This window comes from Microcystis viridis FACHB-1342 (genome assembly GCF_014698335.1).
In the GTDB taxonomy this organism is placed as follows: Bacteria; Cyanobacteriota; Cyanobacteriia; order Cyanobacteriales; family Microcystaceae; genus Microcystis; species Microcystis ichthyoblabe_A.
In genome coordinates this window covers 18,332-29,864 of record NZ_JACJSV010000059.1, presented here as the reverse complement: position 1 = coordinate 29,864, position 11,533 = coordinate 18,332, and the positions used below count along the sequence as shown (strand labels likewise).

Annotated in this window: 10 protein-coding genes and 1 pseudogene; 2 read left to right on the top strand and 9 right to left on the bottom strand. The window is 40.8% G+C overall.

Annotation, left to right across the window (positions count from 1 at the left end; genetic code table 11):
• Positions 1-31: 31 nt before the first annotated feature.
• The 3 genes from H6G40_RS23425 to H6G40_RS17360 form a co-directional block, all read right to left on the bottom strand.
• Positions 32-199: a hypothetical protein gene (locus H6G40_RS23425; protein ID WP_242028787.1), complete on the bottom strand. Its 168-nt coding sequence runs from the start codon at positions 197-199 to the stop codon at positions 32-34.
• On the bottom strand, positions 192-1,448 hold the full coding sequence (locus H6G40_RS17365; RefSeq protein ID WP_002737351.1) for an AAA family ATPase: 1,257 nt from the start codon (positions 1,446-1,448) through the stop codon (positions 192-194). The genes H6G40_RS23425 and H6G40_RS17365 overlap by 8 nt, the downstream gene beginning before the upstream one ends.
• A 136-nt stretch (positions 1,449-1,584) precedes the next feature.
• On the bottom strand, positions 1,585-3,033 hold the full coding sequence (locus H6G40_RS17360) for a M16 family metallopeptidase (protein ID WP_002777768.1): 1,449 nt from the start codon (positions 3,031-3,033) through the stop codon (positions 1,585-1,587).
• A 521-nt stretch (positions 3,034-3,554) separates the two neighbouring features.
• On the opposite strand from H6G40_RS17360, the gene H6G40_RS17355 reads away from it, so the two are divergent.
• Entirely contained in the window at positions 3,555-4,052 is a 498-nt protein-coding gene (locus tag H6G40_RS17355) for an HNH endonuclease (RefSeq protein ID WP_002751922.1), read from the top strand.
• On the opposite strand, the gene H6G40_RS17350 is transcribed toward H6G40_RS17355, so the two are convergent.
• The 3 genes from H6G40_RS17350 to H6G40_RS17340 all read right to left on the bottom strand — a co-directional run bounded on the left by H6G40_RS17350 (position 4,049) and on the right by H6G40_RS17340 (position 5,982).
• Positions 4,049-4,402 (bottom strand): hypothetical protein, encoded by a 354-nt coding sequence (locus H6G40_RS17350; RefSeq protein WP_002751924.1) that lies wholly within the window; start codon positions 4,400-4,402, stop codon positions 4,049-4,051. The genes H6G40_RS17355 and H6G40_RS17350 overlap by 4 nt on opposite strands.
• An 87-nt stretch (positions 4,403-4,489) precedes the next feature.
• On the bottom strand, positions 4,490-5,602 hold the full coding sequence (gene hypD, locus H6G40_RS17345; protein WP_069475745.1) for a hydrogenase formation protein HypD: 1,113 nt from the start codon (positions 5,600-5,602) through the stop codon (positions 4,490-4,492).
• Positions 5,603-5,718: 116 nt separating this feature from the next.
• On the bottom strand, positions 5,719-5,982 hold the full coding sequence (locus tag H6G40_RS17340) for a HypC/HybG/HupF family hydrogenase formation chaperone (RefSeq protein ID WP_069475744.1): 264 nt from the start codon (positions 5,980-5,982) through the stop codon (positions 5,719-5,721).
• 404 nt (positions 5,983-6,386) lie between these two features.
• On the opposite strand from H6G40_RS17340, the gene H6G40_RS17335 reads away from it, so the two are divergent.
• Positions 6,387-8,288 carry a transketolase C-terminal domain-containing protein gene (locus H6G40_RS17335; protein WP_190538048.1) on the top strand — a complete coding sequence of 634 codons (1,902 nt, stop codon included), beginning with the start codon at positions 6,387-6,389 and terminating at the stop codon, positions 8,286-8,288.
• Positions 8,289-9,068: 780 nt separating this feature from the next.
• Here the strand turns inward: H6G40_RS17335 and H6G40_RS17330 are convergent.
• From H6G40_RS17330 to H6G40_RS17325, 3 genes and pseudogenes are all read right to left on the bottom strand, one after another.
• Positions 9,069-10,709: an MBL fold metallo-hydrolase gene (locus tag H6G40_RS17330; RefSeq protein WP_002735309.1), complete on the bottom strand. Its 1,641-nt coding sequence runs from the start codon at positions 10,707-10,709 to the stop codon at positions 9,069-9,071.
• A gap of 24 nt (positions 10,710-10,733) precedes the next feature.
• Positions 10,734-10,856, bottom strand: coding sequence for a hypothetical protein (locus tag H6G40_RS23755; protein ID WP_002737208.1), 123 nt, complete (start codon positions 10,854-10,856; stop codon positions 10,734-10,736).
• Positions 10,857-11,140: 284 nt separating this feature from the next.
• Positions 11,141-11,449 (bottom strand): annotated as a pseudogene (locus H6G40_RS17325) (IS30 family transposase); the annotation flags it as partial.
• Positions 11,450-11,533 lie beyond the last annotated feature (84 nt).

The window sequence follows — 11,533 nt, the reverse complement described above, 5'->3', positions numbered from 1 at the left end:
CATTTTGGGTCTGATTTGTTTTTGTTAATGATCAGACAGTACCTGATGAGCCTTTCTTTGTCAACTCTTGAGGTTGATGCGTTTCATTTTTGAATTGGCGAGTCTTTTCTCCTTCACAAACAATCAAAAATATTTCCCTTGGCTGTCTCCTGTTAGCTTGACGTTTTAAATAACTATAATTACCATCTTTTTTAGCCATAATAATCACCGATAACTTTGCTTAAATCACCAATAAAAGGTATGGCACCATAGCGACCTTGAATATAATCTTGTTCAAAGGAAGCATTATTATCAATATCAAATTCGACCAGAGAATATAAATCCGTTGCTTCTTGGCGATTTTTTTCGGTAAACCAGATTTGATCTCTTCTAAACAGTTGATTACTAAGTAAATTAACATCATGAGTAGCAAAAATAAGTTGAGCATTTTTAGGGTTTGTTTGTTGAGAGTTAAATAATCCAATAATTGCTATTGCCATTAAGGGATGCAGTAGGGAATCCAGTTCATCAATTATTAATACCTCACTTGCTTTTAAAACCGATAAAATAGGTGCTAATAAAGCAAATAATTTTTGAGTGCCACGCGACTCATGTTTATTCAGTTGAAAGCTTTCTAACCCGATTACCTTTCCCTCTAAATCATACTTTTCATGATAGGTTTCAATGGAGTTGTAAACTGTATCTGGAATATCCTTATGAAAATTATCTAGGGGTTTCCGTCCCACTTCTATACTCATATCCTTGATACTCAAATCTAATTTTTTAATTAAGAAAACGATTTCATTTTTAAGATTTTGCTCTCTAGAAAGATAGTCAATAGATAGCTGTCTTAAATTTTCAAGTTGCGAACCCGATATAATCTTTAACCTACTAAACCAGAGTAAAATCTTACCTGCTAACGGATCATTAAACTGAGCAGCAATCGATAGAAATAAGGTATTTTTTTTAGTTAAATCTTTGACATCTTTGCCCTTCATCAGACTTTTACTATATTTAATTTTATCTTTTTCACGACTAAATATATTAGTTTTACGAGTTTTGGGCGTGCAAGATAACCCCTCAGAAATTACTCGCTCTTGAGTGACTTCAAAGCTATATTCATAGGTCTTATTATCTAGATAAAAAACTATCTTAAAAAAAGAAGGTTTATCTTCGGTTTCAGAACTTAATCGAAATTTTTCTAAATCTATCTTATCTGTAATTTGTAATTTCGAGGAATTAATGACAAAACTTTGCATAAAATATAAGGCCAGAATCAAATTACTCTTACCACTAGCATTTGCTCCATAAATAGCAGCACTTTTTAGTAAACTAAAATTCTGATTAACCTTAAAAACATTATTTTTATCAAGCTCATCATTATCTGCTGCTTCATCTGCAGCCACCATACTGAGAGTAACTACATCCTTAAAAGACCGATAATTACCGACACTAAATTCGATGAGCATTACATACTAACCCTAAAAGTCTCTGGGGAATTGATGAAGACTATGCTTTTATGATAGGCAATTTGTCAACATTTAAAAGGAAATTTTTCTCAGGTGTGTTAGCGTCATGTAACACACCCGACATCTCTACAGTTATTTATATTTGTGTGATGGTGACATCAACAGTTTTAACCGTAGTTCCCAAACTGGATAGAGGAGGTTGAATTTCCTGTTCATTACCCACTACTAGAGTCACAATTTGATTCGGTTGTAGATATTGTTGGGCCACTCGTTGAATATCGGCAATTGTCACCCCTTTTACCGCTTGTTGATAACGGAAGATAAAATCTTGGGGATAACCATAGTATTCATAAGTCATCAATCGCGATAAATTTTGAGCAGGTTTCTCAAACTTAAAAACAAAAGAATTGAGAATAGCATTTTTAGCGTCTTCTAATTCTTTGGCAGTAACGGGTTGATTGCGAAGGCGCTCGATTTCGCCTAAAATTGCCTTAATAAAAGGTACGGTAGCATCGGTGCGAGTTTGACCTCCAGCAATAAATAAACCGGGATAATCATAACGACTATTCCAGACACCATAGACAGAATAAGCTAATCCTTGACGGGAGCGCACTTCATTAAATAAACGACCACCAAAACCGCTTAAAATCTCATTTAATACCGTTAAAGCGGGATAGTCGGGACTATCCAACCGACCCCCAAGATGACCTAATAAAACGCTACTCTGGGTTAATTGGGGTTGATTGACGACAAAGACACCTTGAAGATTTTTTTGGGTTGCCGAAGGGGTGACAATTTTAGGGGCAGTGGCGGGATTTTTCCAATCGCCAAAAGTCTTATTGATTAATGCTTTCATCGACTGAGAATCAAAATCACCGATAATTCCTAAAATTATTTGGTCGGGACGGACATAGGTACGATAAAAATCGATTAAATCCTGACGATCAATATTAGCTAAAGTGCTATATTCTACAGTACGAGCGTAGGGGCTATTATCACCATAGACTAGCTTTTTAAACTCCCGACTAGCAATATCACTGGGATCATCATTACGTCGGGCAATTGCTCCTTTTTCCTGAACTTTGGCTAATTCCACTCTCTGATTTTCAAAAGTTGGGGAACGCAAAACCTCAGCAAAGAGATTAAAAACGGTTTCTAAATCTTCACTAAGAGCGCTAAAACTAGCAGTTCCAGCATTAAGATCGATCGAGGTTTCTACTAGGGCTGCTCTTTGTTCTAATAACTGATTTAAGACATTAGAAGGATGTTTTTCCGTGCCACCACTACGCAGCACGGTTCCAGTAATATCGGCTAATCCGACTTTTTCCCCGGATTCTAATCTTCCTCCCGTCCGAATCATCGCCGTACCACTTACTAAAGGTAAGCTCCGATCCTCCACTAAATAAACCACCATCCCATTATCTAGTTGATAGCGCTCGTATTGGGGAACTGTAACTTCAGGAAGGGGAGGAAAAGTTAAATCGGTAAAATGTCGCGGGGTTTGGGCAATTGCTGGGGAACGAAAAGCTAGGACACCTATCAGGGTGATCAGGATTAAACCTAGCCATTGTAAGCGTTTTTTCATGATTTGAGTCGAAATTATTGAGAGGAATAGATAAGAGGGAACAAAAGGCAAATCTGGCCGCTTTTTGCTTTTTACGGTAGTCCTCAAGAAGTAATGATGATAGAATAGTCGCTAAAAATCAAGTGTCTCTCCGCCATGCCTAATTGTCCAAAATTGCCTACGGATCGGGGAGATATAGTATTTTATCTATCACTATAATTCCTCTTTGGATTTATCATTACTTGTTTAGCACCATCAATTTCAATCAGATTCTTGAGTATTTTTCGTTCCCCCTACAAACCCATTCTAAACTAGAGGTCGGCATTGCTGCTTTGGCAGCGTCCTGAGCATTCAAACTCTCGAACTAGCTTCGCCAATTCAAAAATGAAACGCATCAACCTCAAGACCCTTTTGCATGAGTGCCTCTTGCCGTTCGGCTGTCCTGATATGTAGCCTATGCTCAACGGATTGAGTATAATAGGTCCCAATCCCAGTGATATGTGTTACCATTCGGGGTAAATTCAAGCGATCTCCAGACACCTATGAGCAAGGTTCTCGTGTTGAATGCCTCCTACGAACCGCTAAATATTACCAGTTGGCGGCGTGCGATCGTTTTATTATTGAAAGGAAAAGCTGAATCCCTAGAACATAACGGAAAAGTGGTTTGTCGTGACTTACCCCTACCTTCCGTTATCCGTCTTAGGCAATACGTCCGTGTTCCCTACAAGGAAATTCCTTTAACCCGTCGTAATATTCTCGAACGAGATCATCACACCTGTCAATACTGTCTCTACCGAGGTGAACAATTAACCATTGATCATGTGATTCCCCGTTCTCGCGGAGGGGGTGACACTTGGGAGAATTTAGTGGCGGCTTGTGTGCGTTGTAATGTGCATAAGGGCAATCGTACACCAAAAGAGGCCAATATGTCCCTACTCGCCCAGCCACGTCGTCCCTACAGCAGTCTCCACTTTGAGCTATTAAAGCACACCAGGGGGAATCACAATCACGAATGGCGTAAATATGTCATCGGTATTTAGGGTGAAAAAGGCATGGTGAAACCAAGACCAAAATTGATTCCCATGCCATTATTATTAGTCTGGGTGCGAGGATTGGCAACTCCCGTGCCTAGATAAACCGCACAACCGCGACAGGGGGAATTGACTCGGTAGCGCACCGCCATGGGATCATTAGGATCGGTGATGGTTACTCCCTGATGGTTTAAATCTTTAATTAGATTGGTGACGGGTTTGAAAAAATCGGCGCTGGGGGGTTGACTTGGTGGCAGTTCTAGGGTTTGTTCTTGGGAAGCAAGAACGATTTCTGAAGCGATAACTAGCAGTAGAGAGGTAGTTAAGCTAAATAAACCCAGATTATTTTTGATTTTCATCCTTTTTTGTTACCGAGAGATTGTTAATTTTTTCTCTGAAAAGTCTAGCGTTTCCTCGCGGGAAAGGACACTAATCAGTAAAAAAATTTACCGATGTCTGCCATACTTATAATAAGCGGCACAAGCACCTTCACTAGAAACCATACAAGTACCGATGGGGTGTTCGGGAGTACAAGCAGTACCAAATACTTTACATTCCCAGGGTTTTAAAACACCTTTAAGAATTTCGCCACACTGACAAGCTTTGTGATCTTTAACACGCTGATTGGGTAGGGTAAATTTTTTCTCCGCATCAAAATTACTGTACTCATCTCGCAGTTTTAATCCTCCTTGAGCAATTTCTCCTAAACCTCGCCATTCAAACTGATCCCGCAGTTCAAAAACTTGCTTGATTGCCGATAAAGCGACTCTATTTCCTTGATTTTGTACCACTCGATCGTACTGATTTTCTATCTCACATCTCTGCTCATCTAATTGTTTTAATACCATCCAAATTGATTGGAGAATATCCAAGGGTTCAAACCCAGAAACTACCACAGGTTTATGATATTCTTGGGCAATAACTTGATAGGGTTCTGTGCCAATTACCATGCTGACATGACCGGGACCAACAAAACCGTCTAACTGTAAATCTGGGTTATCTAACAAAACTTTCAGAGCGGGAATAATCACCACATGATTAGAAAATAAACTAAAATTAGTGATGCCATCTCTTTGTGCTTCTAAAACGGTTAAAGCGGTGCTAGGAACGGTTGTTTCAAACCCTAATGCTAAAAATATTACTTCTTTATCGAGATTTTCTCTGGCAATTTTTAAGGCATCGCGAGGAGAATAAACCATGCGAATATCATCACCTTTTGCTCGTGCTTGCAGCAGACTCAAATGGGAACCGGGAACACGCATAGTATCGCCAAAAGTTGTCAGAATTACGTTCGGTTTTTGTGCGAGAAAAATGGCATCATCTAAACGACCTCGCGGCATCACACAAACGGGACATCCAGGACCATGAATTAATTCGATAGTTTCTGGAAGTATTGCCTCGATACCGTATCTAAAAATTGAGTGGGTATGACCTCCACAAACCTCCATAATTTTAGTAACTTTTTGCCGCTTTTCAGAGATTCTTGTCGATAATTGTTCTATTTGTTGAATTAATCCCGACGCTTTAACTGGATCACGAAATTCATCAACGTATTTCATAGTTTATCTCCTTTAATTATAATTTTTAGCTGTCGGTAGTCAGTAATAATTGCCGTAATTTACATTTCTTATAGATAGACAACAGCATTAATTTATGGGTGACTACTTTAAGAACATTAATTATGATTAAATTCTAACTCTAATTCCGCTAATTGTGTTAATAAATTTAGGGTTTCTTGCGCCTCATCTTCATCGATTCGATTCATGGCAAAACCCACATGAACTAATACCCAATCCCCTACACAAGTATTAGCGGGATGGTCTTCATCAACAATACAAGCGATATTTACTTCTCTTTTTACACCCCCCACATCGACGAGAGCGAGATGATGGTTTTCATCAATAATTGCCGTAATTTGTCCCGGTATGCCTAAACACATAGTTTTTACCTTAAATCTAGTTTTTGTTAATTATGCGCCGATTTTTGGGCTAGAGATTGCATTAATATCAACTGACAGCCCTTCTCATAAAGATGAAGTATAACCTAATTTGATATTGACGACCTACGACCGCCTCCCGAAAAGGAAAACCGAGTCAAAGGTTATCCTTTTTACTTGGTCTTAGCTGCCATTCTGGACTATTGCCCTCAAGAACAGCTTTTTTTCTCCTATCTTTTTTAAGATTTCCCCCGTCCTGGACAGTGGAAGCTATCCCAGCAGGGGTAAAACTTTTGTATTAGGGACTACACCAATGATAAGAAATTATTCAATCAATCGATCGGGTGACATTCTAGGCTATGATTTCCCTGACTATAGTTATTTCTCTACATTAAGGAAAATCTACGATGACAACCTTTCCCATCGATTTGAGTGCCTATAAACCCATCAGTCTCGACCCCAGTAACCCCACCCTCACCGACGACCAAAGAAGCGCCCTAAAAGCCAATATCCAACTTTGTCGCGATGCTATCATCTTTTTTACTGCCACGGGTGCGGCCCGGGGTGTGGGTGGACACACCGGCGGTCCCTACGATACCGTCCCGGAAGTGGTGATTCTCGATGCTCTTTTCCGCAGTCAACCTAGTCAATTTGTACCAATCTTCTTCGATGAAGCAGGACACCGCGTCGGTACTCAATATCTCATGTCTGCGTTAGAAGGTTCTTTACCCGCAGAACAATTAATGCACTACCGCGAGGCCAATTCTAAACTCCCCGGACACCCGGAATTAGGATTAACCCCCGGTGTCAAATTTAGTTCTGGCCGTTTAGGACATATGTGGCCCTACGTTAACGGTGTCGCTTTAGCTAACCCCGGAAAAACCGTTTTTTGTTTAGGTTCCGATGGTTCTCAACAGGAAGGCAATGACGCGGAAGCTGCCCGTTTAGCCGTGGCTCAACACATTAATGTTAAGCTGATTATTGATGATAATGATGTGACGATTGCCGGTAATCCTTCCAAATATTTACCCGGTTATGATGTGGCTAAAACTCTCATCGGCCATGGTCTAAAAGTGTTAGTGGGAGATGGGGAAGATATCGATAGTTTGTATCGCAATATCTGTGAAGCAATTAATACTCCGGGCCCGATTGCGATTATTAATAAACGTCCCATGTGTCCCGGTATTGAAGGTTTAGAAGGTTCTAACCACGGTCATGATGTGATTTCTGTCCCCTTGGCTTTAAAATATTTAGAGGCAAAAGGACACAGTGCCGCTGTGGAATATCTCAACAGTATTAAGAAGCCTTCTAATGACTATAAATTCCTCGGTTCTGGGGATAAATGGGGTTCTAACCGCAATGTTTTCGGCGAAGCAGTAGTCAGTCTTTTAGGCAAAATGAGCGAGGAAGAACGCAAGGCTAAGGTATTAGTAGTAGATAGCGATTTAGAAGGTTCCTGTGGTTTGAAAATTATCCACGATAAACATCCCGAAGTGTTTATTCCTTCCGGTATTATGGAACGGGGCAATCTTTCGGCAGCCGCTGGTTTTGGTATGGAAAAAGGTAAACAGGGAATTTTCGCCACCTTTGCCGCTTTTCTAGAAATGTGTATTTCTGAAATCACCATGGCCCGCTTGAATTATTCTAATCTTTTGTGTCATTTTTCCCATTCCGGTATCGATGACATGGCCGATAATACCTGTCACTTTGGTTTGAATAATTTCTTTGCCGATAATGGACTCGATGACGGTTACGAAACCCGTCTTTATTTCCCGGCCGATGCGGCACAAATGACCGCTTGTGTCGAGGCAACTTTCCATCAACCCGGTTTACGTTTTATCTTCTCGACTCGTTCTAAAACTCCCAATATTCTTGATACTAAAGGCAATAATTTCTTTGGCGATGGTTACACCTTTGTCCCCGGAAAAGATGAAGTAATTCGGGAAGGCACTGCCGGTTATATCATCAGCTTTGGCGATGGTTTATACCGCGCTTTAGATGCAGTGGAACGCTTAAAACAAGAGGGGATCGACGTGGGTTTAATTAATAAATCTACTCTCAATGTAGTGGATGAAGAAATTATCGCTAAAGTTGGTAATTCTCCCTTTGTTTTAGTGGTAGAAGCATTTAACCGTCGTACGGGTTTAGGTAGCCGTTATGGTTCTTGGTTACTCGAACGCGGTTTAACTCCTAAATACGCCTACATCGGTACTCACCATGAAGGTTGTGGCGGTTTATGGGAACAATTCCCCCACCAAGGTATTGACCCAGTTGGTATCATTAGTAAAGTTAAATCTTTAATCGCTTAGATAGTATTTTAGGGTGGGCTTTAATCAGTTATCAGTTATCAGTAGAATTATTGTAAATTAATTATATGTTATAGTGGTGGTTTAACTAACTTTTTTGGAAAAATTAGTTAGTTATTAAGTTTGTTTTAAATAAAAACTTGAAGTTTTACTTTTAACTCAAAACTCTTTAGATATGCTTTAATTTGGTTATCAAAACCTCTTTATTTGAGCGGCACAAACTATCTCAATTTTTATAATTGAGAATAAATTCTCCTGATTAATTACAATTCTCCTTCACTGGATTAATGTTTGGCAACTTTTAAGAAATGTGAAGATATGTTCTATAGTCATTTCAATTAAGATTGAGAATATCAATCCCAGAGTTCATAAGGATTTTGTTGGTCTAGATTGTATCAGACTTATCTGAAATGACTATATTCTTTTTTTAACTTCTATCCAAAAATCAATAAAAAAGCCAAACCGTCTGTTTTACCATAAAAAAATTATGCAAGAGGTCTATTGGCGACGATTAAGCAAAGACTACGAGGATTGACCCGAAACTCTTCCCCTGAGATACGTTGAACAGTTCGAGGCGTTTATTTATCTCGGCATGATTCGACTCATGTTGAGGCGGCTTGCCTAGACAACTAGGCTACCTGTGACCCTTTTCAAACATCCTCTTAGTTAAAATCTAAGGGTTTTGTTAGTTTTTTAGTATTTCTGTAGGGAGGAAGTCCCAGAATAGTGACTCCTAAAAACCGACTCCTAACCCCAGCTACCAACTTTTTCAGCAGACCCTAATTATATATTGGCTTCAAAAACGGGACAATAGCCTTCGGCAACCACTTTAAAACCGTAGAGGGGAGAAGCGGGATTCCAACAGCGCTGACTTTTGTAGTGGACACAGACACGACAGCAATCCATCTCCTCTAAAGCTTTGGTGATGCGATTGGGACTCTCGCTTAATAGTTCCCGTTGAGAGACTCCCCGCAATAATAATTCTTCCCCTTGCCAGCGTGCTTCTACCAGTCCCGTATCGGCGAAATTACTCCACCGGGGATCCCGGGTGATCGACTCTGGTAAGGTGATAGTGACGATCGAATCCGATTCATTTAATTCTCCCTCATAGTGACTGGGGGCCGGGGGTGTCGGTTGCATAAAGCGATCGCCAATAGGCAATTCCACCAGGGTTCCCACGGCCGGAGAATGGAGTTGATAACGGCTTTGTAATTCTTCTAAACTGGTCAAATCCGCTAGATATAGGGGGGAGCCATGGACGAGCATGATATGCTGCGGCCGCAGGTTATGGATCAGTTGGGTGGTGTTGCGACTATCGCTATGTTCAGCCAGTAGATAGGTTTCTTGGCTAATTAATCGCGAACGCTGTGCCGCTTTTAATCGGGGATTCTCTAGGTTGATATCGTGCAGGTGTTGGGGAACTAACATTAACCAAGGTTTATCCCCTTGCAGATATTTACTCACCTCCTCTAGGCGATCGATTAGTAAAATTATCGGAGTGGTTCCCCCTAGAGGTGTCGGTTTTTCTGGCAACCTTCGCAACCGGGGACAGATGCGCTCATCCCAAAATAAGGGCTGATGTTTGGCAAAATTCTGGACAGATGCGGGAAATTGTGGTAAGATTTCTAGGTAGGCATCGCAAGCTTTAGCGATCTTGCCCCCAACCCAGATATCAATATCGCGACCCGTGAATTGATGATGCGATCGCAGTAATTTTAAAATTTCTTGACCCAATCCCAAAGCGGGGACGGGTAGTAAGACATTTTGCCCCTCAGCGATCGCATGATAGATGCGATTCATCAACTGTTTTTCCTGCTGTCGTCGGTGGGGATGGCGTTCTGTGCCGTAACTGCCTTCAATAATCAGCACATCGGGGGATATTCCCCGCAGCAGATCGATCGATAATCCTTCCACCAGTTGAAAATTAGATAGGGAAAAATCGCCGGTATAGAGGACTTTATAGGTACGTTTGGGGGTTTTGTAGGTGAATAAGACCACGGCGGCCCCGGGTAGGTGGCCGGCCGGAAAAATCTCGACGGTGAGATCATCAAAGAGAGTGATCGGTGATCGCCATGGCCAACCCTGACAGAAACTGCCGATTTCCTCGGCAGAATCGGGCCATTGTAGGGGCAGCAGTTGTACTGTCACCTCACTGGCATAAACTGGCAATTGGGGATAGGTCTGATGGAGAGCCATTAACCCACGGATGTGATCGCTGTGGGCATGACTACAGAACACCAGATCTACGGGTGGTTTTTTGTTTTCGGTCAGGGGTTGCATATCGGCCAAACCGCAATCTAAAAGTATGCGATAGGAACCGATTTTCAGTAGGAGACAAACCCCTTCCGATGCGTGACCGACACCAAAAGGTAAACAGGATAAAAGGGATTTTGACCCCCAGACAGCAGTAGAGCGTTGAACCATGGCAACCCTGATTATGATGACTGGTTAGTGAGCCGAACCGTTGCCATCGTAGTTATCGCTATCATAAAAACCGTTGCGGGTGCCGAAAAAGAGACAGGAGACGGTGAATACAGCCGTTAATGCCAACAGGATTAATTTGATGTCCATATAATTTAGTGCAACTCCTCAGAGGGTAATCTCCCCTCATACTAACTCAACTTTTTCGGTTCTTAGCAGCTAGGTTTCGGATTTGACCATGGGCGCTCACCCTCTTTTAATAATTAAACTTGTCAGTAATTTGTGATGATTTCAGCAAAAACTACTGGTAATTGTCGGAAAGACTAGCATCTTTTGTCATAATATAGCAAACCTAAATGAGTTGTGAAAAGGCATCAAATCTTTTCAAATTTCCTAACTTGACAAAGATTATATTTGGCAAAAAATTGATCAATTTAAGTCTGAATTGCATCCCTGTCTAATCTACCTTTATAGAATACCTCATTCGGGGTACGATAGTCAAGACATTTTCGAGGACGATTGTTAATTAAGTTTACGGCTCTTTCTACCTCCTCTGGTTCAACGATTTTCAAATTCGTTCCCTTGGGAAAAAATTATCTCAATAGTCCATTAGTAGGCTCGTTTAATCCCCTCTCCCAAGAATGATAAGGAGTAGCAAAATAAAAATCTGCTCCTAGTTTCTGACTCAACTCTTGATGTCCACAAAATTCTTTGGCCTTGTCATAAGTAAAGATTTTTCTTTCAGTAACTGAGGAGCCTTTCTTTGTCAAATCTTGAGGTTGATGCTTTTCATTTTTGAATTGGCGTTTTAAGATTCACTAATAATT

What these genes read in the sequence shown, in the direction of transcription:
- H6G40_RS17355 (WP_002751922.1), top strand. Translation starts at nt 3,555, where the DNA reads ATGAGCAAGGTTCTCGTGTTGAATGCCTCCTACGAACCGCTAAATATT.
- H6G40_RS23755 (WP_002737208.1), bottom strand. Translation starts at nt 10,856, where the DNA reads ATGGACATCAAATTAATCCTGTTGGCATTAACGGCTGTATTCACCGTC.
- H6G40_RS17330 (WP_002735309.1), bottom strand. Translation starts at nt 10,709, where the DNA reads ATGGTTCAACGCTCTACTGCTGTCTGGGGGTCAAAATCCCTTTTATCC.
- hypD (WP_069475745.1), bottom strand. Translation starts at nt 5,602, where the DNA reads ATGAAATACGTTGATGAATTTCGTGATCCAGTTAAAGCGTCGGGATTA.
- H6G40_RS17365 (WP_002737351.1), bottom strand. Translation starts at nt 1,448, where the DNA reads ATGCTCATCGAATTTAGTGTCGGTAATTATCGGTCTTTTAAGGATGTA.
- H6G40_RS17350 (WP_002751924.1), bottom strand. Translation starts at nt 4,402, where the DNA reads ATGAAAATCAAAAATAATCTGGGTTTATTTAGCTTAACTACCTCTCTA.
- H6G40_RS17360 (WP_002777768.1), bottom strand. Translation starts at nt 3,033, where the DNA reads ATGAAAAAACGCTTACAATGGCTAGGTTTAATCCTGATCACCCTGATA.
- H6G40_RS17335 (WP_190538048.1), top strand. Translation starts at nt 6,387, where the DNA reads ATGACAACCTTTCCCATCGATTTGAGTGCCTATAAACCCATCAGTCTC.
- H6G40_RS17340 (WP_069475744.1), bottom strand. Translation starts at nt 5,982, where the DNA reads ATGTGTTTAGGCATACCGGGACAAATTACGGCAATTATTGATGAAAAC.
- H6G40_RS23425 (WP_242028787.1), bottom strand. Translation starts at nt 199, where the DNA reads ATGGCTAAAAAAGATGGTAATTATAGTTATTTAAAACGTCAAGCTAAC.